This window comes from Mesorhizobium sp. M2A.F.Ca.ET.043.02.1.1 (assembly GCF_003952405.1).
In the GTDB taxonomy this organism is placed as follows: domain Bacteria; phylum Pseudomonadota; class Alphaproteobacteria; order Rhizobiales; family Rhizobiaceae; genus Mesorhizobium.
Window position 1 is genome coordinate 1,230,331 of sequence record NZ_CP034445.1, and the last position, 20,525, is coordinate 1,250,855.

General features: G+C 64.0%; 21 protein-coding genes. 10 read left to right on the plus strand and 11 right to left on the minus strand.

The annotated features are described in order from the left end of the window. The first annotated feature begins 22 nt into the window (after positions 1–22). Positions 23–202 carry a hypothetical protein gene (locus EJ068_RS05820; protein WP_129554496.1) on the plus strand — a complete coding sequence of 60 codons (180 nt, stop codon included), beginning with the start codon at positions 23–25 and terminating at the stop codon, positions 200–202. Between the two features lie 209 nt (positions 203–411). On the opposite strand, the gene EJ068_RS05825 is transcribed toward EJ068_RS05820, so the two are convergent. Further along, positions 412–603, minus strand: a complete 192-nt coding sequence (locus tag EJ068_RS05825) for a hypothetical protein (RefSeq protein WP_127251533.1) — start codon at positions 601–603, stop codon at positions 412–414. A gap of 212 nt (positions 604–815) precedes the next feature. After that, positions 816–1,031, minus strand: coding sequence for a hypothetical protein (locus tag EJ068_RS05830; protein ID WP_245463347.1), 216 nt, complete (start codon positions 1,029–1,031; stop codon positions 816–818). 629 nt (positions 1,032–1,660) lie between these two features. On the opposite strand from EJ068_RS05830, the gene EJ068_RS33620 reads away from it, so the two are divergent. The 3 genes from EJ068_RS33620 (at position 1,661) to EJ068_RS05845 (ending at position 6,538) form a co-directional block, all read left to right on the plus strand. Beyond that, positions 1,661–3,988 (plus strand): autotransporter-associated beta strand repeat-containing protein, encoded by a 2,328-nt coding sequence (locus EJ068_RS33620; RefSeq protein WP_128298266.1) that lies wholly within the window; start codon positions 1,661–1,663, stop codon positions 3,986–3,988. Further along, positions 3,985–6,210, plus strand: a complete 2,226-nt coding sequence (locus EJ068_RS05840; RefSeq protein WP_129554497.1) for an autotransporter outer membrane beta-barrel domain-containing protein — start codon at positions 3,985–3,987, stop codon at positions 6,208–6,210. Before EJ068_RS33620 ends, EJ068_RS05840 begins: the two co-directional genes overlap by 4 nt. A gap of 103 nt (positions 6,211–6,313) precedes the next feature. Beyond that, a complete protein-coding gene (locus EJ068_RS05845; RefSeq protein WP_126081695.1) occupies positions 6,314–6,538 on the plus strand; it encodes a hypothetical protein in 225 nt (74 codons plus the stop codon). A gap of 27 nt (positions 6,539–6,565) precedes the next feature. Here the strand turns inward: EJ068_RS05845 and EJ068_RS05850 are convergent, their stop codons facing one another. From EJ068_RS05850 to EJ068_RS05865, 4 genes are all read right to left on the minus strand, one after another. Next, positions 6,566–8,128 carry a DHA2 family efflux MFS transporter permease subunit gene (locus EJ068_RS05850; RefSeq protein WP_127251536.1) on the minus strand — a complete coding sequence of 521 codons (1,563 nt, stop codon included), beginning with the start codon at positions 8,126–8,128 and terminating at the stop codon, positions 6,566–6,568. A gap of 7 nt (positions 8,129–8,135) precedes the next feature. Further along, on the minus strand, positions 8,136–9,230 hold the full coding sequence (locus tag EJ068_RS05855; protein WP_127251537.1) for an HlyD family secretion protein: 1,095 nt from the start codon (positions 9,228–9,230) through the stop codon (positions 8,136–8,138). Further along, entirely contained in the window at positions 9,227–9,769 is a 543-nt protein-coding gene (locus EJ068_RS05860; protein WP_127251538.1) for a helix-turn-helix domain-containing protein, read from the minus strand. The genes EJ068_RS05855 and EJ068_RS05860 overlap by 4 nt, the downstream gene beginning before the upstream one ends. A 187-nt stretch (positions 9,770–9,956) precedes the next feature. Beyond that, positions 9,957–10,562 (minus strand): NADPH-dependent FMN reductase, encoded by a 606-nt coding sequence (locus tag EJ068_RS05865; protein WP_040989612.1) that lies wholly within the window; start codon positions 10,560–10,562, stop codon positions 9,957–9,959. A gap of 90 nt (positions 10,563–10,652) precedes the next feature. Between EJ068_RS05865 and EJ068_RS05870 the strand changes: the two genes are divergently transcribed. Next, positions 10,653–11,021, plus strand: coding sequence for a helix-turn-helix domain-containing protein (locus EJ068_RS05870; RefSeq protein ID WP_040989613.1), 369 nt, complete (start codon positions 10,653–10,655; stop codon positions 11,019–11,021). A 170-nt stretch (positions 11,022–11,191) separates the two neighbouring features. On the opposite strand, the gene EJ068_RS05875 is transcribed toward EJ068_RS05870, so the two are convergent. Together EJ068_RS05875 and EJ068_RS05880 are read right to left on the minus strand one after the other, a co-directional pair. Further along, complete coding sequence (locus EJ068_RS05875) at positions 11,192–11,395, minus strand: hypothetical protein (protein ID WP_126081691.1); 204 nt, start codon at positions 11,393–11,395, stop codon at positions 11,192–11,194. 117 nt (positions 11,396–11,512) lie between these two features. Then, entirely contained in the window at positions 11,513–11,908 is a 396-nt protein-coding gene (locus EJ068_RS05880) for an acyl-CoA thioesterase (protein ID WP_042646168.1), read from the minus strand. 188 nt (positions 11,909–12,096) lie between these two features. On the opposite strand from EJ068_RS05880, the gene EJ068_RS05885 reads away from it, so the two are divergent. From EJ068_RS05885 to EJ068_RS05895, 3 genes are read left to right on the plus strand one after another with little or no spacing between them, the layout of a single operon-like run. Next, positions 12,097–13,713: a GMC family oxidoreductase N-terminal domain-containing protein gene (locus EJ068_RS05885; protein WP_127253550.1), complete on the plus strand. Its 1,617-nt coding sequence runs from the start codon at positions 12,097–12,099 to the stop codon at positions 13,711–13,713. Continuing rightward, positions 13,710–14,921 carry a mandelate racemase/muconate lactonizing enzyme family protein gene (locus EJ068_RS05890; protein ID WP_128315059.1) on the plus strand — a complete coding sequence of 404 codons (1,212 nt, stop codon included), beginning with the start codon at positions 13,710–13,712 and terminating at the stop codon, positions 14,919–14,921. Before EJ068_RS05885 ends, EJ068_RS05890 begins: the two co-directional genes overlap by 4 nt. Then, positions 14,918–15,835 (plus strand): NAD(P)-dependent oxidoreductase, encoded by a 918-nt coding sequence (locus EJ068_RS05895; RefSeq protein WP_127253548.1) that lies wholly within the window; start codon positions 14,918–14,920, stop codon positions 15,833–15,835. Before EJ068_RS05890 ends, EJ068_RS05895 begins: the two co-directional genes overlap by 4 nt. Before the next feature lie 72 nt (positions 15,836–15,907). On the opposite strand, the gene EJ068_RS05900 is transcribed toward EJ068_RS05895, so the two are convergent. After that, positions 15,908–16,846 (minus strand): diacylglycerol kinase family protein, encoded by a 939-nt coding sequence (locus tag EJ068_RS05900; protein ID WP_127386101.1) that lies wholly within the window; start codon positions 16,844–16,846, stop codon positions 15,908–15,910. A gap of 807 nt (positions 16,847–17,653) precedes the next feature. Between EJ068_RS05900 and EJ068_RS05905 the strand changes: the two genes are divergently transcribed. Further along, positions 17,654–18,169, plus strand: a complete 516-nt coding sequence (locus tag EJ068_RS05905; protein WP_129554498.1) for a hypothetical protein — start codon at positions 17,654–17,656, stop codon at positions 18,167–18,169. A gap of 59 nt (positions 18,170–18,228) precedes the next feature. Here EJ068_RS05905 and EJ068_RS05910 read toward each other — a convergent pair whose 3' ends face one another. Then, entirely contained in the window at positions 18,229–18,855 is a 627-nt protein-coding gene (locus EJ068_RS05910) for a hypothetical protein (RefSeq protein ID WP_127253714.1), read from the minus strand. Positions 18,856–18,997: 142 nt separating this feature from the next. Here EJ068_RS05910 and EJ068_RS05915 point away from each other — a divergent pair, with 142 nt between their 5' ends. After that, complete coding sequence (locus tag EJ068_RS05915; RefSeq protein ID WP_127253715.1) at positions 18,998–19,492, plus strand: DUF2314 domain-containing protein; 495 nt, start codon at positions 18,998–19,000, stop codon at positions 19,490–19,492. Positions 19,493–19,494: 2 nt separating this feature from the next. Here EJ068_RS05915 and EJ068_RS05920 read toward each other — a convergent pair whose 3' ends face one another. Continuing rightward, positions 19,495–20,466 (minus strand): DUF3137 domain-containing protein, encoded by a 972-nt coding sequence (locus tag EJ068_RS05920; protein WP_127253716.1) that lies wholly within the window; start codon positions 20,464–20,466, stop codon positions 19,495–19,497. Between the last annotated feature and the right edge of the window lie 59 nt (positions 20,467–20,525).

Genomic DNA, 20,525 nt, shown 5'->3' on the forward strand with positions numbered 1-20,525 from the left:
TTCGGGGCATGGGGAAAAATCCATGGCCGAGAGCAAGCACGAACGCGACGAGCGATTGAAGGCGGAGAAGGAATTCCGGGTCCGCTTTCTCATGAAGGAAACCGGCATCACCGAGGCCCAGGCCCGCGACTTCGTCGACTTGATCGGCATCGACGCCAGTTCGCTTCTTCGGGAGGCGCGGCTACTGAAGAAGAATAGGTAATGTCTCAGTTTGAAATTCGACCCGGCTCGGAACACAAGGCGACCCGGCCCGCTTATCAAGGTGACACAGGATTTGCGGGCCGGGCCGTTGGCCCCGAAGAGCCAACTAAAGCATGTCTCCCGAAAGTGGGAACCGGTTTCGGGATAAGGACATGCGTAAAATCAAAAACCTTAAGCACATGGAGCGAATCCGAAGGATCGCGACGCGCTTTAGATGCGCGCCATCCTCTCAATTCCCAAGCGAATGCGCTGCCCCTCCGCGTAGCTGAGCGCATATGCCTCGAGTTCGAAATTGGTGATTGTATCTTTGCCGTTTTCGATGACGTGGACGAACCATTCGCCACAGGCCTCGACCACTTCCACGGCGTTCTGCTTCGCTTCGTTGCACGGCACGTTATCCATCGCAGCTCTCTCCAGAGAAGCCATGGGAAACGTCAATTTTTATAAGGCTCCGAAGGCTCGTTTTTCAAGGCCAATTTTCAAGCTGGTGAGGCGCGCTTTTTGTCGGGTCCACGCTTGCCGGGCTTCGGGGCAACGCGTTCCAGGCGCGTCTTGCCGGCAATGCGCATGACGCGGACTGCGTTGCCGATCACATCGTGGGTCGCTTCTGGCCGTTAGGTCCTGTCGGCATTGCGGAGTTCGTTCTTCAATCTATCCCTGTCGGCGACGTGCATCCCCTGCATCTCCTCAAGCTGCTCCAAAAACGCAGTCGCTTCCTTAGTATCATGACCATCGCGTTCGAGTTTGGCGATTAGTTCGCGCTGGCGGATAAGGTGCTTCTCGCCTTCAGCCACATGCTGCTCCGCTTGTGCCAGGTGCCGCTTTATCATTTGAGGATCCATAGCGCTAAGCATAGGCACTTTTGGCGTGGCGTTCAAACGCGGTCGGAATTTTCCGAAATTCAAACCGAGACACTACCCAGCATGCGGTGTGGCGGATTCCGCCGGAGCTCGACGTTCTTATAAAAGTCTTGAACAACTACTGCGCAAGGCAGCACGTTGCCGACGAGGATGAACGCGAACGCATTGCGGTCAAGGTGATGGCGCTTTTCGGCCGCGGCGTCTCCGACCCTGTCCTGTTGTCGGCGGAGCTTGAACGCGGTTCCGTTTGATTGGCCTCGGCGCGTGGCCCGCAAGCGCCGCCCACCCTCCGCTCCAGTCATATTAAAGTAAAAGCTTATATTTATGCTTCTTACATTCCAAATACCTAATGTTGCCTTTAAGTAACGGTGCTCAATATATCGATAATCGACAATTCAACTTCGGGACAGGAATCAAACGCCAAGTTAACCTCTCGGCGATTTGGTCGGTGCGCCGTGCGGGCGATCCGGCGTGGCGGGCAACGGATTCAGGGGCACGGTTCAATGAGGGCGGGCGGCAGCGTTCATGGTATTCCGTCTGGCGGAAAGGCAGGCGCAGCTGCGCTTCGTGCCGGTGTTTCGCTCGCAGCACTTATCGCCGTGGCACTCGGCACGGCGCCTGCCCTGGCTGATGGCGGCAACGGCAAAAACACGACCGGGGGATTTGGCGTTGGCGGCGCCGATGGGTCGCTTGCAGGAGCGACGGGACAGGACGCGGATTCTTCCGCTACCAGCAGCGGCGGCGGCGGTGGCGGGGTGGATCTTACCACCGGCAACGGTGCGCCGGGTGGGGCGAGTGTGACCGTTGCCGGCAGACCAAGAGGCACTACCGGCATCACCGGTGCTACTGGTCAGTCTGTTACAACTATCACCACCATATCCGGCACCGTCACTGGTGGGACAGGCGGACTAGGTCAAGCGGGTGCAACCACCACACCCGGTGGGCACGGCGGCGGCGGTGTGGGCATCTCGGCCACAGCCGATGTCACCGTCGCGGGCGCCGGAATGGTAACTGGCGGCACCGGAGGAGGTCCCGGTAACACTGGGACTCCCTCCAGAAGCGGCGGCGCGGGCGGCGGCGGCGTCGGCATATTTTCAAACGCCGACGTGACCGTGGATGTCGGCGGCCATGTTACCGGCGGCGCGGGCGGTATCACCGTCATCGGCGGTGGCGGTGGCGGCGCAGCGGCAATCGTGCTGACCGTAGGCGGCACGGTTACCAACAGCGGCACCCTGACCGGCGGCGTCGGCGGTAACAGTTTTGGTACTTCCGGAGGCGCCGGCGGCGATGGCGGTGCCGGCGTGCAATTGCTTTCTGGCGGAACCGTCATCAATGAAGCGGACGGGACAATCGCCGGCGGTGCCGGGGGCACGGGGCTCTTGGCGCCGGGCGACGGAGGTGCCGGCATCAAGGGCGCGGGGATCGCGGTCATCAATGGCGGCACCATCACCGGTGGCGCAGGGGGATCAGGTGGCGGCCTCGCTGGTCAGGCAATTCAGTTTACCGGCGGGGTCAACTCGCTCGAGATCTGGTCGACCTCGAACATTGCTGGCAACGTGAAAGCTTTCAGTGCCGCCGATACGTTCAACCTCGGTGGCAGCGCTGACGGCTCATTCGACGTTTCTCAACTCGGCCCCGGCGCCAAATATGACGGGTTCGGACTCTATCAGAAGACCGGCACCGGCACTTGGACTTTGACGGGAACGACATCCGCGGTCACGCCGTGGACACTGAGCGATGGCACGCTGTCGGTCTCCGCCGACACCAATCTCGGCGCCGCTTCCGGCGGCCTGACCTTCAATGGCGGCACGCTGCAGACGACGTCCGCCTTCACCAGCAGCCGCAATGTCGCCCTGACCGACAATGGCACGGTCCAGACCGATGCCAACCTTGGCTTGACGGGTACCATCAGCGGCAGCGGCCTTCTCACCAAGACCGGCGCCGGCACGCTGACCTTATCGGGCAACAACAGCTATACCGGCGGCACGCGGATTCTGGGCGGGACCCTCGAGGCCAAGGGCGGCAACGCCATCGGCGACCAGTCTGCGGTGATTGCGCAAGCCGGTGTGTTCCGCGTCCTCGACGACGAGACCATCGGCACACTGTCTGGCGATGCCGGCACGGTGGAGCTTGTCGGCGACCTCACCACCAGCACGAATTTCGCCAACACGATCGCGCTGTTCTACGGCGGCATCAGCGGAACCGGCGGCTTCGTCAAGAACGGCGCCTACCGACAGGTTCTGGCCGGCAACAACAGCTACCAGGGCGCGACACAAATCCTGGGCGGCACGCTCTATGCGGTCGGTACGGGCATCGACTCCATTCCCGACGCCTCGGCCGTGACAGTGGCGGCCGGCGCCACGCTGTCGCTCGCGCGGCCCTCCATCTCCTCTGGCATCACGGGCATTGACAGCGATGACGAGACGATCGGCTCCTTGTCGGGCGCCGGCAATGTCGCTCTCGGCGACAGGAAACTGGCGATCGGGGGCGACGCCAGCACCGCGTTCTCCGGCTCGATCTCAGGCGCCGGCGGCTCTCTTGCCAAGCTGGGCACCGGCACGCTCACGCTCTCCGGTACGAACACCTATACCGGCGCGACGACGGTCGACGCAGGCAGGCTGCGCGTCGATGGCTCGCTTGGAAATACCGCCGTCAGCGTCGGCAGTTCCGGCACCCTGTCGGGCGTGGGAACCATCGCGGGGCCGGTGACGGTAGATGGCACCATCGCGCCGGGCGACAGCCCCGGCACGCTCACGGTCGGCTCGCTGACGCTCAACGCAAGCGCGAAACTCGACTACGAGCTCGGCACTCCCGGGACGGTCGGCAGCGGCGTCAACGACTTGATCGTGGTCAACGGTGATCTCACCCTCGACGGCACGCTGAACATCACCGATGTCGGCGGCTTCGGCGCGTCTACCGGCTCATGAATTACGGCGGTGCGTTGACGGACAACGGGCTTGAGTTCGGGACCACGCCCGTCTCCGCGAGCGATCTCTTCATCCAGACCAGCATCGCCGGTGAGGTGAACCTGATCTCCAGCGCCGGCGTGACGCTGGGCTTCTGGGATGGCGGCAATACGGGGCTGCACGACAACGGCGTGATCGACGGCGGTGACGGCGTGTGGGATGCGACGAACCGCAACTGGACGGAAGCCGACGGCGCGATCAACGGCAAGTGGGGTCAGGATTTCGCGGTGTTCGCCGGTCAGGCCGGCACCGTCACGGTCGATGATTCCGCCGGCACGGTCGGCTTCACCGGCATGCAGTTCATGACCGACGGCTATGTGATCGACGGCGACACGCTCACCACCAACACCGCCGCCACGAGGATCAGGACCGACGCCGGCGTGACGGCGGCGATCGCCGCGCAGATCGCCGGAAGCGGCGGCCTGGTGAAGACCGATACCGGCACGCTCGTGCTTTCCGGCGCGAACACCTACAGCGGCGGCACGACGATCTCGACCGGCACGCTGATCGGCCAGGCAGCGAGCTTCGGCACCGGCGACATCGTTGATAACGCGGCTTTGGTTTTCGACCAGCCGGCCGATGCCACCTTCTCCGCCGTCATCTCCGGCACCGGCACGCTGGCCAAGTTGGGGAGCGGCAATCTCAGCCTTACCGGCGCCAACACGCTGAGCGGCGCCACGACGATCGGGGCCGGCAAGCTTTCGGTCAACGGCTCGCTCGCCAACTCCGCGGTGACCATCCTCAATGGCGGCGCGCTCGGCGGCAACGGCACGGTGGGGTCGACGACGCTGCAGACCGGCGGCGTCATCGCGCCCGGCAACTCGATCGGCCAATTGACCATCCAAGGCAATTTCGTTGGCGCCGGCGGGACGGTCGAGATCGAAGCGATCCTCGACGGCGACGCCTCTTCCACCGACAAGCTCATCATCACCGGCAACACATCGGGCACCGCCAACATCAAGGTGATCGGCCTTGGCGGTGGCGGCGCGCAGACCGTCGACGGCATCAAGATCGTCGATGTCGGCGGCGTCTCCGCCGGCACCTTCAACCTGCAGGGCGACTATGTCTTCCAGGGCGACCAGGCCGTGGTGTCCGGCGCCTATGCCTACCGCCTCTACCAGAACGGCGTCAGCACGCCGGCCGACGGCGACTGGTATCTGCGCTCGGCGCTGATCAATCCCGTCGATCCGGGCGGCCCGACCTCGCCGCTCTATTCACCCGCCGTGCCGGTCTACGAGGCCTATGCCGGCGTGCTGCAGAGCTTCACCCAGCTCGGCACGCTGCAGCAGCGCATCGGCAACCGCTCGTGGGGCGGCGAGGCGCAATCGGCGGCAGGCACCCAGCGCGGCAACCCGATCTGGGGGCGCATCGAGGCCTCGCACAGCGAATTCGAGCCGGGCACGAGCACCACCGGCACCGATTATGACGCCGATCTGTGGCGGCTGCAGGCTGGTCTCGACATGCTGCTTTCCGAGACTGCCTCCGGCATGCTGGTCGGCGGTCTCACCGTCCACTACGGCACGGTAAAATCGGACGTCTCCTCGTCCTTCGGCACCGGCTCGATCGACGCAACCGGCTACGGCTTCGGCGGCACGCTGACCTGGTACGGCAAGAACGGTTTTGTCGACACCCAGGCCGAGCTCACCTGGTTCGACAGCGATCTGTCCTCCGCGACGCTCGGCAGGAAGCTCGCCGACGGCAACAACGGCTTCGGCTACGGCCTCGGCATCGAGGCCGGGCAGAAGATCGCGCTTCATGGCAACTGGTCGCTGACGCCGCAGGCCCAGCTCTCCTATGCCTCGGTCGACTTCGACAGTTTCACCGATCCTTACGGCGCGCTGGTCTCCAACGGCAGCAGCGACAGCCTGATCGGCCGCCTCGGCCTCTCCGCCGACTATGAAAGCGAGTGGAAGGGCAGCGCGGGCCAGACCAGCCGCTCACATGTCTATGGCATCGCCAATCTCTATTATGACTTCCTCGACGGCACCGATGTCGACGTCTCGGGCACCAGGCTGACCAGCAAGCCGCAGCAGCTTTGGGGCGGCCTCGGCGTCGGCGGCTCGCTGAGCTGGGCCGACGATCACTATTCCGTCCATAGCGAGCTGCTGGCGCGCACCAGCCTGGAGGATTTCGGCGACAGTCATGCCTTCGGCGGCTCGGTAGGCTTCAGCGTGAAGTGGTAGGCTGGCGGCAATAGGCCGAAAAAGGCAACCAGCGGTCGCTGGAAACTTTCCGACGCGTATAGGAATTTAATCCTTGGTGGGGCGATTCTCGCAGGAGGTCGCGGTGGTTCGTCGCAACAAGGCAAAGCAATTATCGGAGTCGGAGCTTGAGCGGTTCCTGATGGCGGCGGGAGAGCTGCATCGCAGTATTGTGGCCCCGTTGATATCGACGCAATGCGATCACTACCGCTCCATGCAAACCCTGCACGAGGCGTTGCTGAAAGCGGTGAAGGACATCACCGGCAAGGATGCTGCCTTTATCCGCTGGTTTGGGGCGGGGTCGCGGTAAACTGCGTCGCCGCGAACCGCGCATCCCTCAATGCGCATCCGGCGGCGGCGCCTTCGGCGTCACGTTGCGCAGGAACGGGACCAGCGCCGTGGCGATGACGAACGCCACCATGATGACCAGGAACGCGTCCGCATAGGCCATGGTCGAGGCCTCGCGATAGGCGAGCTGCCAGAGCTGCTTCAGCGCGGCGGCGTGGCCATCGTCGATGGCGCCGGGCAACTGGCCGTAGCGCTGCGCGACAGTGTCGACCAGGCGCATGGCCGCCTCGTTCTGCGGCGTCAGATGCGAAGCGATCGTCAGGAAATGGAAGTTGGTGCGGTTGTTGAGGATCGCGCCGCAAATGGCGATGCCGACCGCGCCGCCGAGATTGCGCATGGTGTTGAACAGGCCGCTGGCATATTTCAGCCGCTCCGGCGGCAGGCTGCCCAGCCCGAGATTGACGCTGGGCGCGACGGCGAAGACTTGCGGGAAGCCGCGAAAGATCTGCGGCAGCAGGAGTTCGGCCGAGCCCCACTGGCTGGTGATGGCGGAAAAACTCCACATCGAGGCGCCGAAGGAGGCCAGGCCGAACATCATCAGCCAGCGCGTGTCGAAGCGCTTGGCGAGGAAGATGTAGACCGGAACGCCGACCAACGAAGCGACGCCGGTGGAAAACACCGCTAGCCCCGTCTCGAACGCGTTGTAGCCCCGCACATAACCGAGAAACAGCGGCGTCAGATAGATCGTGGCGAAGATGCCGATGCCGGTGATGAAGGACAAAAAACAGCCGATGGCGAAATTGCGGTTGCCGAAGGCGCGGAAGTCGACCACCGGCTGCGAATAGGTCAGGCTGCGGACGACGAACAGGATGAGCGTGACCACGGCGACGACGGCGCCGTTGCGGATCGTGGCGTCGTCGAACCAGTTCCAGCGCGAGCCTTCCTCCAGCACATATTCCGCCGTGCCAAGGCTGACCGCCATCAGCGCCATGCCGATATAGTCCGCGCCCTTCAGCAACGACAGATCACCCTTGTCGATCTTGACCAGCAGCGCGACGAGCACGGTGATGACCGCCCCGGGGATGACATTGACGTAGAACAGCCAGTGCCAGTTCAACGTGTCGGTGATCCAGCCGCCGATGACTGGCCCTAGCGTCGGCGCGATCGAGGCGATGCTGCCGACGACGGCGGCGGCATAGACGCGCCTCGGGCCCTGGAAATAGTGGAAGGACGAGGTGAACACCGTCGGGATCATCGAGGCGCCGAGCAGCCCCTGCAGCGCCCGGAACACGATCATGCTTTCGATGTTCCAGGCAAAGCCGCACAGCATGCTGGCAAGCGTGAAGCCGGCCGCTGAGATGGTGAAAAGCCAGCGCGTTGAAAACACCCGCGTCAGCCAGCCCGACAGCGGGATGACGATGATCTCCGCCACCAGATAGGAGGTCTGCACCCAGCCGATCTGGTCCTGTGCGGCCGACAGGCCGCCGCCGATATCCTGCAGCGAGGAGGCGACGATCTGAATGTCGAGCAGCGCGATGAACATCCCCACGCACATCACCATGAACGGCAGGATGCTGGCGATGAAGGATTGCGGGGCGGCCGGTGCTGACATGGCGCCCTCAGCGCGATCCGGTATCGACGGTGACGACAGTGGATAGGCCGGGCCGAAGCGCCACCTTGCCCGCCTGGTCGGCATCGATCGCGATCCTCACCGGCACCCGCTGCACGATCTTGGTGAAATTGCCGGTCGCGTTCTGCGGCGGGATGACGCTGAAGATCGCTCCCGTCGCCGGCCCCAGGCTGGTGACATGGCCCTTGAGCGGCTGGTCGGGAGCGATATCGGCATAGACGGTCGCGGCCTGCCCGTCGGCCATGGCGCGCAACTGGTCTTCCTTGAAATTGGCGTCGACCCACAGGCCCGAGGCGGGAACGATGGTCAGCAGATAGCTGCCCGGCGAGACATAGGTGCCGACCTGCGCCAGCCTGTTGCCGACAATGCCGTCGATCGGCGAGCGGATTTCCGTGAAGCCGAGATCGAGCTCAGCCGTGTCGAGATCCGCCTTGGCGGCAGCGACTTCCGCCGTCGCCTCCGAGATCTGTGTGTTGAGGACGTCGAGCTGTTGTCGCGACGCCGCAAGCGCCGCCCGCGCGGCGGCGACGGAGGCCTGCGCCTGGCCGTCGGCCGCGGCGCTCTTCTGGGCATCCTGCTGCGAGCCGGTCCTGGCGCTGGCAAGCACCGCGTAGCGCTTGGCATCCTGCGCCGTGAAGAGAGCGGCGGCACTCTTCGCCTCGAGATCGGCGCTGGCCTGCTCGATCAACGAGTTCTGCAGCGATATCTGGGCACGCAGATTGTCGAGCGCCGACTGCTTCTGCTGCACCGATGCCTGCGCGCGTTCCAGCGCCGCCTTGAACGGCCTGTCGTCGATGCGGATGACCGGCTGGCCGGCGCTGACATGCTGATTGTCCTCGACGAGCACCTGGTCGATATGGCCGGCGACGCGCGGCGCCAGCGGCGTGACATTGCCACCGACATAGGCGTCGTCGGTCGTCACCATGAAGCGGTTGGCCTGCCACCATTCGGCGCCATACCAACCGGCGGCAGCGATAGCGAGCAGGGCTGCGCCGAGCAGCAACGGCTTGCGCCGCTTCCTCGCCGGCTTCGGCGCTTCAACGACGGAGGCCTGCAACTCGGCCGGGGAAAGAGCCTTGTTCATCTGCTTCGCGCCTCTTCCTGGCCGCAGTTCTCGATCAGCGCGAGGCCCGGCCCTTCGCTGCTGAAGCGATAGCGCCGCCGCATGCGATCACTGGCCCTCGGCCCGGTGGCCAAGGCGAAGCCGCCGCTGTCGAGTTGCCTGCCGGTCTCCTTGTCGACCAGGACCGGATCGGCCCAGCGCCCGTCCGCCGTGTCGACCACGACAAGGCTCGGGCCCTCGGGCGCCAGGTGCCGGTTGCCCCAGGCAAGCAGCGTAAGCAGCACCGGCCGGAAATCGCGGCCCTTGGCCGTCAGCACATACTCATGGCGCAGCGGCCGCTCGCAGTAGGCGCGCTTCTCGAACAGCCCGCGCTCGACCAGGCTATTCAGCCGCCGCGTCAGCATGTTGGGCGCGATATCAAGGCTCTTCTGGAACTGGTCGAAGCGGGTAAGGCCCTGGAAGGCGTCGCGCAGCAACAGGATGCTCCACCACTCGCCGACCTCGTCGAGGCTGCGCGCGATAGGGCATGGGCGCGTTTCGAAGCTCGTCCTGGCAACCATTCTCGTGACTCACTTTCAAAATGAAAGTTAGATATAGCCAAGTCGATTGCATTATGCAAGTCAGTATGATCGGACGCGCCGGCGCTGCATATCGAGCCGGCGCGAACGAACTTGCACGAGCCGTTGCTGCAAACAAAAAGGGCGACGCAAGCGCCGCCCTTCGGGAGGATGATTTTTCGCAGGCGCTTTAAGCGGCCTGGGCTTCGCCGGCGATCGCATCGGCGGCGCGGGCCGCCTTCAGCACCTTGGCCCACCAGGCGACGTCGTTGACCAGCGCGGCGGCGGCCTGGTTCAGATGCTCGATGTCCTCGAGCTTCTTCTCGCCCTGGCGCACCGCAAGGAAATCGCCCCAGGCGATATGGACGGCCGACTTGACCGGCGCCATCTGCAGCTCGACGGCGATCAGGCGGAGCTGTTCGACCGCGCGCGCGCCGCCGACCGAGCCGTAGCCGACAAAGCCGGCCGGCTTCTTGTTCCATTCATTGGCGGCGTAGTCGATGGCGTTCTTCAAGACACCGGTCGGAGCGTGATTGTATTCGGCGGCGGTGAAGATGAAGCCGTCGAACTCGGCGACCTTCTTCTGCCAGCGCTGCGCCACTTCGTTCTGCGACGGCGCCCAGGCGGAGGATGCGACCTCGTCGAAGAAGGGCAGCGGCCAGTCGCGCAGATCGACGATCTCGACGTCGATGTCGGCATGAGCCTTGGCGATCTTGGCGATCCACTGCGTCGGCACGTCGGCGAAGCGGGCGGCGCGCGTCGAACCGACGACGATGGCGATTTTGGGCTTGGACATAAGGGGCTCTCCTTGCGGGAATTTCTGGTATCGTTTGGATACCGGCGCTATATGTGATACTGACAAACCAGCGCGCAAGGGGGCACGTTTATGTTACTGAGGCACCCGCATATCACCGAAGACTGCCGTGCCGTGTCGGAAATCCTGCAGCGGGTCGGCGATAAATGGACCGTGCTCGTGGTCGGCAAGCTGGGTGACGGCGCGATGCGCTTCAACGAATTGCGCGCCGCCGTCGGCGGCATTTCGCAAAAAATGCTGACCACCACCTTGCGCGGTCTGGAACGCGATGGGTTCGTGACGCGAAAAGTGTTTCCGACCATTCCGCCGCGTGTCGATTACGAGCTGACCGAGCTCGGTCATGAGCTGCTCGTGCCGGTCGGCGCTCTGGGCGAATGGGCGCGCAAGAACACAAATCGGGTCCGCGAAGCGAGAGCGAAATTCGACAGCCAGCAAGCCTGAACCCCTTTTTGGTTCAAAGGTTTGCGAACCATTGAACAACCCGTGTCGCTCGGCGCCGGGCCTGTCGTGCCTCCGGATTTGATCGGATTTGCTGCGGCTCTCCAGCTAGCCTCGCAGTTGTGTCCGCGTAACCGTCTCGACAAGGATGACTGTCTTTAGGCGGCCACCGATCAGGCGCTTGCAGCGGTAGTGGTGCAGCATGGTGTCGAGCAGTTCTCGTGCTGCGCGTCCTTCTTGTCGATCGCCTTCGGGTCCCTCACGCAGGCAACGCGTGGAAGGTCTTTGCTGATCTCCACATAGGCTGTAACGCCGAGCAGGCAGACCAGAGCAATAAGGGCGGCCACGAGCCAGCCGTTCAGCATGTGTTGACGCATTGTTTTCCCCTCGCGACCACTAACTGGGGCGCGAAGGCAACCATTGGATGTCGCGGAGCGCATCTGCCGCGCGGGCGTCGTTACAAAACGGCAAGCCTGGGGAGAATCGGAGACCCGTCAGCTCTCGGCCGGAACCGGCTTCGGCTTGCCTTCGCCGTCGAGCGCCACCATGACGAAATCGGCATGGGTGACCTTCTCCATCAGGTCGGAAAGGTAGCGCTGCGCCCAGGCCTCGACCTTGAGCACCATCGAGGTGCGGCCGACGCGCTCGACATGGGTGTAGATGCATAGCGTGTCGCCGATCTTCATCGGCTTGGCGAAGGACATCTCCTTGACCGCGGCGGTGACCACCCGGCCCTTGGCGCGCTCGGCGGCGCGGATGCCGCAGGCAAGGTCCATCTGCGCCATCACCCAGCCGCCGAAGATGTCGCCGGCGGCATTGGCGTCGGACGGCATGGCGAGCGTGCGCAGCGTGAGATCGCCAAGAGGTTTTCCGTCCGCGTAGTGCACCATGGCGAAGTCCTTAGGAGGTCAGTTGCTGTTGCGTAGCAATGCGACCGCGATGTCGCAAGCTCTGCTGAAAGCGAAAACTGCGCTGCCGGAGCAGTCGCTTTTTTCACAAGCCATGCCGGAAGGTCCGGCGACGACGTGAACCGGCAATGTCTAGGCTAGGCCGCGAATTTCGGAGCGCCCCGCCTATCATGCAGACTTATGATTTCATCATCGTCGGCTCCGGCTCGGCCGGTTCGGTCGTGGCCGACAAATTGTCGGCTTCGGGCCGCTTCTCGGTGCTGGTGCTGGAGGCCGGCGGGACCGATCAAAGGTTCTACGTCCAGATGCCGCTCGGCTACGGCAAGACCTTCTTCGACCCGGCCGTCAACTGGAACTACAAGGCCGAGCCGGATCCCGGTCTCGCCGGAAATGCCGACCACTGGCCGCGCGGCAAGCTGCTCGGCGGCTCGAGCTCGATCAACGCCATGGTCTTCATCCGCGGCGCGCGCGAGGATTTCGACGCCTGGGCCGCCGCCGGCAATCCCGGCTGGGGCTATGACGATCTGCTCCCCTCCTTCAAGGCGATGGAGGACAACGCGGCCGGCGCCGACCAGTGGCGCGGCGTCGGCGGCCCGCTGCACATCACCGATTGTTCGCGCGCGGTGCACCCGCTGACCAAGCGCTATCTCGCCGCCGCCGAGCAAGCCGGGCTGCCGTTCAACCCGGATTTCAACGGCGCCTCCCAGGAAGGCGTCGGCGTCTACCAGATCACGACCAAGAACGGCCGCCGCATGTCTGCCGCCCGCGCCTTCCTGCGTCCGGCTATGAAACGCTCCAACATCCGCGTCGAGACCAACGCGCTGGCGACAAGAATCCTGTTCGAGGGCAAGCGCGCCGTCGGCGTCGAATATGAGCAGAACGGCGAGCGGAAAACTGTCCGCGCGGGCCGCGAGGTGATCCTCTCGGGCGGCTCGATCAATTCGCCGCAGTTGCTGCAGTTGTCCGGCGTCGGCCCCGAGGCGCTGCTTGGCAATCTGGGCATCCCGGTTGTCCACGCCAACGACAATGTCGGCGCCAACCTGCAGGACCATGTCGGCATCAACTACACGTTCAAAGGCAAGCTGCCGACGCTGAACCAGATCCTGCGGCCCTGGTGGGGCAAGCTGCTCGTCGGCATGCAATACATCCTCTTGCGCTCCGGTCCGCTGTCGCTGTCGATGAACAATGCCGGCGGCTTCTTCCGCACCGATCCGTCGATGGCGCGGCCGAACATGCAGCTTTATTTCCAGGCCTTCTCGACCGTCATCCCGAAGAGCGGCGAACGTCCGATCCTCACGCCCGATCCCTGGCCCGGCTTCTCCATCGGCCTGTCCAACTGCCGTCCGTCCAGCCGCGGCGAGATCATGATCCGCTCGAACAATCCGCGCGACTATCCGAGGATCACGGCCAACGCCTATTCGACCAATGCCGATGTCGACGAGATGCTGGCGGCGGTAAAGTTCGTGCGCAGGATCGCCGCGATGCCGGCCATGGCCGAGATCATCGAGGAAGAGGTGCTGCCTGGACCGTCGATCCAATCGGACGCCGACCTCATCCAGGATTTCAGGAAGCGCTCGGGCACCGTCTATCACCCGGTCTCGACCTGCCGCATGGGGCCGGACGCGGCACGCGCCGTCGTCGATCCGCGGCTGAAGGTGCACGGGCTGGGCGGCTTGCGCGTCATCGACGCTTCGATTTTCCCCGACAACATCACGGGCAATACCAACGCCGCCTCGATTCTGACCGGATGGAAAGGCGCCGACCTGGTTCTGGAGGATCAGAAATGAAAATCACCGACGTGAAGACCTGGGTTGTCGGCAACCCGCCGCCCGGCATCGGCGGCAAGTATTTCATCTTCGTCAAGCTCACCACCGATGGCGGCGTCGTCGGTTATGGCGAAGCCTATAACGCCACCTTCTCGGCGCATGTCACCGCCAGGATGATCGAGGACATGGCCGAACGCTACCTCGTCGGCCGCGACCCGCACGATCTCGAAAACCTGTTCCGCCGCGTCTATTCGTCCGGCTTCACCCAGCGCCCGGACGTCTCCGGCATGGGCTGCTTCTCGGCGCTCGAAATGGCCTGCTGGGATATCATCGGCAAGGAGGCGGACAAGCCGGTCTACAAGCTGCTTGGCGGCCAGGTGCACGAGACGCTGCGCTCCTACACCTATCTCTATCCGCATAGCGGCAGCGTCCATTCGGAGGATGCCCGCGGCAAGAACGTCTACAACGACCCCGACATGGCTGCCGCCTGCGCGCTCGAATATGTCGAGCAGGGCTTCAACGCCGTGAAGCTCGACCCGGCCGGCCCCTACACCGCCTATGACGGCCACCAGCCGCGCTTGATCGACATCGACCTTTCGGCGCGCATGATCAAGGCGATCCGTGAGGCTGTCGGCACCAGGGCCGACATCCTTTTTGGCACGCATGGCCAGTTCACCGCATCCGGCGCGCTGCGCCTGGCGCGCGCCATCGAGCCTTACGATCCGCTGTGGTTCGAGGAGCCGGTGCCGCCTGATATGCCCGAGGTGATGGCGCAGGTCGCCCGCGGCACCTCGATCCCGATCGCCACCGGCGAGCGGCTGACCACGAAATTCGAGTTCGCCCGCGTCATCGAGAACCGCGCCGCCACCATCCTGCAGCCGGACCTCGGCCGCTCGGGCGGCATCCTCGAGACCAAGAAGATCGCCGCGATGGCCGAGGCCTACCACATCCAGGTGGCGCCGCATTGCTATTGCGGCCCGATCGTCGGCGCCGCGAACATCCAGCTCGCGGTGACGCTGCCCAACTTCCTCATCCTGGAATCGCTCAAGCAGTGGGATGGTTTTCACGCCACCCTGCTCAAGAAGAAGATCGAATGGCAGGACGGCAACGTCATCCCGTCGAAGGAGCCGGGCCTCGGCGTCGAGCTCAACGAGGCGGTCTGCGACGCGCACCCCTATAGCGGCAAGGACCTGCATCTGCAGATGATGCAGACGCCGCTGATGCCGTGACCCCCGCTTACGCCTTCATCGGCCTCGGCCATCTCGGTGGCAATCTTGCCGCCAGCCTGCTGCGCCACGGCTTCGCCGTCACCGTGGTCGACCGTGACCCGGCGGCGGTGGAACGCCTCGTCGCGCTCGGCGCCACGGCGGCGGCGAGCCCGGCCGAAGCCGCCGCCCGCGCCGGCAATGCGATCACCTGCCTACCCTCGCCAAAGGTCAGCGAAGCGGTGCTGGCCGACCCGGACGGATTGCTCCAGGGCCTGCCCAAGGGCGGCACCTGGATCGAAATGTCGACCAATGGTCGCGACGAGATTGTACGGCTCGCCGCACTCGCTTCGGCAAAGGGCATCGAGACGCTCGAATGCCCGGTGACAGGCGGCGTGCATCTGGCCGCTGCGGGCAGGATCACCGCCCTCGTCGGCGGCGACGCCGCGCTCTACGAACGCCATCGCCCGGCGATCGAAGCGATGTGCGCAAAATCCTTCCTGATGGGACCAGTCGGTGCGGCGGCGGTGATCAAGGTCATCACCAACATGCTGGCCTTCATCCATCTGGTCGCCGCCGGCGAAGCGCTGATGCTGGCCAAGCATGGCGGGCTCGACCTCGCCCAGGCCTATCACGCCATCGTCGCCTCCTCCGGCAACAGCTTCGTCCACGAGACCGAAAGCCAGCTCATCCTGAACGGCTCCTACGACATCGGCTTCACCATGGACCTGGCGCTGAAGGATCTCGGCTTCGCGCTCGCCATGGGCAGGGATTTCGGCTCGCCGCTCGATCTGGCAACACGCGTCAACACGATCTTCGAGGAAGGCAAGCGCGTCTATGGCGGCGACGCCTGGTCGACCCAGATCGTCAAGCTGCTCGAGGATCAGGTCGGCACGGAGCTTCGCGCGCCGGGCTTCCCGGCCAAGCTCGAACTGTAATCCGGCAAAAATTTAGCCAGCTATTTCAATCATCTGGCCAAACCAGCTGAATCAAACCCTCAGAGAGTTGATTCAACCTCTTAAGGTCAGTGCGCCGGGCAGGATCTCGAACGTCGCCGGAATCCGGCCCGGCGACTCCCCGTCTATATCCACCAGCGCGCCGTTCTTCTCGATATCGCCCAACGGCTCGACCAGCACCTTGCGGCCTCGCAGGATGGTGATGGCCGGATGGTTGCGGTGGCGGCCGCCATAGAGCAGGCGAATGTCTCTGATCAGGCCGAGCTTGCCGGCGGCGCGCAGGATGACGATGTCGAACTGGCCGTCGGCAAGTTCGGCGTCCGGGGCGATCATCATGCCGCCGCCGAAGAATTTGCCATTGGCCACCGCCACCAGCGCCATGCGTGCCTCGACCGGCTCGCCGTCGTCGATGGTGATCCGGACGTCCTGGAAGCGATAGCGGACGAACTCCAGCACCGTGCGCCAGAAGAACAGCGCCTTGGCCGAGACCCTGCCCTTGCGCTTGTCGGCATTGACGGCGCGATCGGTGGCGCCGGACAGGCCAAGGCTGGCGATGTTGATGAAGTGGCGGCTGGCCAGCGCGCCATGATCGTCGATATAGCAGACGCGGCCGGCGTCGATTTTCCGGCCCTTGGCATCCGCCATTTGCTTGACAGAGGCGCCTATGCCGCGCGGCAGGCCAAGCCCGCGCGCGAAGTCGATGCCGGTGCCGCAGGGCAGAAGTCCAAGCGCGCTTTCATGACCGATCTCGGATTGTGCCTGCAGCAGACCGTCGGCCACCTCGCTGGCGGTGCCGTCGCCGCCGGCCGCGATCACCAGCTCGCATCCGCCGGCCGCGAGGTCGATCGCCAGCCGCTCGGCGTCGCCGCTGGCTTGCGTCTCGCGCAGTTCGAAATCGCCGAAATTCGCCTTGAGCGATGCCGCCGCCTCCGCCCAGTGCCGCTTGAGGCTGCCGCCTCCGGCAATCGGATTGAGAACCACCCCGACCTTCAATCCGACCTCCCCCGAGGCACATCGCGCAAATGCGCGGCAGAGTTCATGCTGGCGCCCAAACTCTTTTGCCGACATTCAAACGCGGACCGGTCGGCGGAGCAAGGCTCCAACATCCAAGGTCGCTAAAAAAGCGGGGCAGGCTGTCTAAGGGGTTCGGCCGCCGAATTCCGAGGCTTTTGCCATTGGTCCCCGATAATCCCGCTATCCACAGGCGTGCCGGCATTCCCCAAACCGCTTACCCGGCGTACATTCAACCCATCTCAGGCGGCCACTGAACGCCCCAGCCGAAAGGCAAAAGCGCAAGGCGGATTTCCTGAGGCCCGTACGGCCCAGAACGAGAGCAGGCTCGCCTGTTGGAGGGACGGATGCCGAGACCTACGGGTGCCGCGGAAAGCGTGCCAACGCCGACGGCGGACCGATGCTGCCATGAAGGCCGGGAAAAACCTTCGATGGCACGCTGGGCGAAGCCCGCAAGGGTGGAGATCGGCGTGGTCTGGAACGGGCGCTGCCCTCGGGTGGCGACTGGCAGGACCGTCAAAATCAAGGCCGGCCTGGCGCGACGACTTTACGGAAGTTGCTGCCTTGACTGGTTCCTGATCTGACAGGGAGGCGCTGGGAGAAATCCCAGCGCCGACTGTCTTTTTGGCACGGCCAGGCCTGCCTGAGGCATTTCGGTCACAGTCGCCGCCTGAGCAACCTTCGGAAACGCCCCGTCATCCACATTTCACAATCGCGGCCAAATCCCGCCTTGTTCGGCATGGATTGATGCAAGTGGGGAATGGGTAGCGATTTCGAAGGGACAAGACCGTGATCAAGACCGCCCTTGTCGCCATGACCATTGTCGGCTGCGACTGCGACGCGAAGCTGTGCGAATATATCGGCGAGACGCTGGCCAAATGGGCGACGATCGCCGACTGCGAGGCGGCGATGAAGAGCCAGATGCTGCATCAGCGCAATTTCAATTATCCGCTGGTTTCAGGCATCTGCCGCGTCAAGGGCTCGGCCTCTTCCTCCGAGCTTGCCGCGAAAGCCTCCAGGCCGGATCTGAAGCCCAGGAACCGCGTCGTCGAAACCCTCGCCCCGCTGCCGCCCGAGTTGGACCATCGCCCGAGCGCTCCAGTCGGCGGAATGGTGACCGCCAGCGAAACCGAAGCCGCGAAGCCGGTTGCCTTCGATGGATCGGTCGACGGCGGCCGCGCCGTGCTTTACCGCACCAAGGCCGGCTATGCCGTGGTCAAGACCGACCTCAGCCGCGCCGCCGGCGCAACGGTGGACGCTGCGAAGCGCTCGGCAAGCTGGCTGGCCGGATTGACCGGGCTGTAAGCCTGTCCAAGGCGCGTTGAGGTTCAGGTCTCGCCGGCCTCACCTGAATATCGGCACGCCTACAGCTTGACCTTGAGAGTCTCCCAGAACTTGTCGATCAACGGCTGTTCGGTCGCATTGTCCTGATCGCCGATGCGCGTGATGAAGAGCAGCCCCTGATCGGCTGTGCCGAAGCCGACGATCTCGAAATCCGCCCTGTCGGTGCGCGTTTTGACAGTGGCCTTGAGGCCTGTCAGCTCCTTGCCGTCGGCGAGCTTGCGGGTCATCGGCTGCTGTGTCAGCTGCCCGCCTGCCTGGACTGTTTCCCTGGTCATCTCCTGCAGCATCAGCTGGTTGAGGGAAACGGGATTCATCTTGTCATATTTCTGCACCACGACGAGGGTGCCGAGCGCCGAAGCCATGAGGTACTGGGCGATGCCGTCGCCGAGATCGATCTTGGTGACCGAATAATTGCTTGGATGGACGAAGGAGAAGGTGCCGCCGGAGAAGGTGGCGAAGTCATTGTGATCGAGCCTCACCTTGCTGGTCCTGCCGCTGGGGAGCTTCAGATCGATATCCTCGCCCGGATCGATGTCGACGATCACGCCATCGATGGTCAGCTTGAAGGCCTTCGGGTCTTCGGCACGGACAACCCCGGCGCAAAGCATGATCGCGAAGAATGCCGCAGCCGCCAGTCTCAGTTGCATGTCGTGTCCTCTCCGCGCGGTTCCGACGTAGCGCTTATCATTTTTTGTTGACGGTTGGCGTGGGTCACTTTGCAACACCCGGTTGATCACATCCCCGCGATGCGGAAAGATAGCGGCCTTTCGAAAATGGGGGGCCCCTTCGATGACCTTGGTTGTTCGCGCCGCGTTGTGTCTTGTCTGTCTGTTGGCGCCGGCGACGGCCGACGCGCAGGCTACCGATCCGAATGACGACCGCGTGACTATATTCGCTCCGGGCGATCCGGAAATGGCAGCCGCGACAAAGCAGGCGCTTTCCAGCCTCGACGAGTTCCTCGCGCTCGCCGATAGCCCTCCGGCCGGCACGTCGCGCTTCAAGCTGAAGGTGAAGGTTAAGGACGGCAACATCACCGAGCATTTCTGGGTTGTGCCCTTCCGCCGCACCGAAGCCGGATTTGTCGGAATCCTGTCGAACCAGCCCGCCGAGGTGCATAACGTCGTGCTCGGTCAGAACATCGAATTCACCAGGGATGACATTTCCGACTGGGGCTACACCAGGAATGGCCATCAGGTCGGCAGCTTCACCGCCTGCGTGATGTTCAAAAGGATGTCGAAGGAGGAAGCCGACGAGATGCGCACCAGGTTCGGCTTCGACTGCTGAGCCTAGCCAACCGACTCGTCCTTCGCGCCGACCTTGCGCACCAGCGCCGCCGTCGCCAGCATCGCGCCGAGATCGGTGATCATCGGCGCGACATGAATGTTGTAGTCGATCGGTTGCGCAATATCCGGCAGCTCGAAGAAGTTCTTCGATCGCGGCATCAGCAGAAAGCCGTCGCTGCCGCTGAGCGCCACCCGTGCCTGGTCGTAGGGCCATGTCTCGCGCAGCCAGGTCAGCGCCTGCGCCATCCGGCCGGTCACCAGAGGCCGCGCCGCCTCGACATTGTCGGTGCGGAATTCATAGGTGTCATCGAGGTCTTCGACGCCGGATGACAGCTCCTGCATCTTGGAGGCGAACATGCCGCGGAAGAAATGCGCCACCTTGCCGGCCTTGCGCGCCGCGACCAGCGTTCCCGGGAACGGCTCGATGGTCTCAAAGGCGACAATGACGCCCTTGAAGGCGGTCGTCTCGCTTTTGCCGGAGCCTTCCCAGAGCTTCGCCTCGTAGAGCTCGAAGGGAAAATCCTCATAACGCCCGGAAATGACGTCGTCGAAGCTCTGCCGGTTGAAAGCGGCGACGGTTTCGCGCGGCATCCTCTCGAAGGAGTTCGGCCGCACGCCATGCTGATAGCGCACATCACGCACGAAGCCGAAGATCATCGGCAGCAGCGTATCGCGGAAGGACTGCTGCAGCCGGGTCGCCGGCCTCAGCGCCTGGAAATAGAGCAGCACCGCGACGATCATGCCGCCGAGATAGAGAAAGACATGCGGCGTCGAGAGCCATTGCTCGTGCGGATCGGCGGCGGCGTTGAACAGCCAGGCTATCAGCGCGACGAAGACGGCGACCAGGCCGACGAACACCGGTACCCGCCAGCGGACCTGTCTCTGGGCCGACGCCCGTTTCGCCTCATACTCCTCGATGCCGCGCCTGATGCCCGCGATCACCGCCTCGTTCGGCATGAAATCCGCTGCTTCCATGGCCATCCCCGGTCGGCGCTAAGATCGGCTTATGATAGCGGCTTTTGCGCGAAAGTCGC

Coding starts and splice junctions, on each gene's coding strand:
- EJ068_RS05910 (WP_127253714.1), bottom strand. CDS start 18,855: ATGCAACTGAGACTGGCGGCTGCGGCATTCTTCGCGATCATGCTTTGC.
- EJ068_RS05885 (WP_127253550.1), top strand. CDS start 12,097: ATGCAGACTTATGATTTCATCATCGTCGGCTCCGGCTCGGCCGGTTCG.
- EJ068_RS05860 (WP_127251538.1), bottom strand. CDS start 9,769: ATGGTTGCCAGGACGAGCTTCGAAACGCGCCCATGCCCTATCGCGCGC.
- EJ068_RS05820 (WP_129554496.1), top strand. CDS start 23: ATGGCCGAGAGCAAGCACGAACGCGACGAGCGATTGAAGGCGGAGAAG.
- EJ068_RS05865 (WP_040989612.1), bottom strand. CDS start 10,562: ATGTCCAAGCCCAAAATCGCCATCGTCGTCGGTTCGACGCGCGCCGCC.
- EJ068_RS05840 (WP_129554497.1), top strand. CDS start 3,985: ATGAATTACGGCGGTGCGTTGACGGACAACGGGCTTGAGTTCGGGACC.
- EJ068_RS05825 (WP_127251533.1), bottom strand. CDS start 603: ATGGATAACGTGCCGTGCAACGAAGCGAAGCAGAACGCCGTGGAAGTG.
- EJ068_RS05855 (WP_127251537.1), bottom strand. CDS start 9,230: ATGAACAAGGCTCTTTCCCCGGCCGAGTTGCAGGCCTCCGTCGTTGAA.
- EJ068_RS05850 (WP_127251536.1), bottom strand. CDS start 8,128: ATGTCAGCACCGGCCGCCCCGCAATCCTTCATCGCCAGCATCCTGCCG.
- EJ068_RS05830 (WP_245463347.1), bottom strand. CDS start 1,031: ATGATAAAGCGGCACCTGGCACAAGCGGAGCAGCATGTGGCTGAAGGC.
- EJ068_RS05890 (WP_128315059.1), top strand. CDS start 13,710: ATGAAAATCACCGACGTGAAGACCTGGGTTGTCGGCAACCCGCCGCCC.
- EJ068_RS05880 (WP_042646168.1), bottom strand. CDS start 11,908: ATGGTGCACTACGCGGACGGAAAACCTCTTGGCGATCTCACGCTGCGC.
- EJ068_RS05920 (WP_127253716.1), bottom strand. CDS start 20,466: ATGGAAGCAGCGGATTTCATGCCGAACGAGGCGGTGATCGCGGGCATC.
- EJ068_RS05875 (WP_126081691.1), bottom strand. CDS start 11,395: ATGCGTCAACACATGCTGAACGGCTGGCTCGTGGCCGCCCTTATTGCT.
- EJ068_RS05915 (WP_127253715.1), top strand. CDS start 18,998: ATGACCTTGGTTGTTCGCGCCGCGTTGTGTCTTGTCTGTCTGTTGGCG.
- EJ068_RS05870 (WP_040989613.1), top strand. CDS start 10,653: ATGTTACTGAGGCACCCGCATATCACCGAAGACTGCCGTGCCGTGTCG.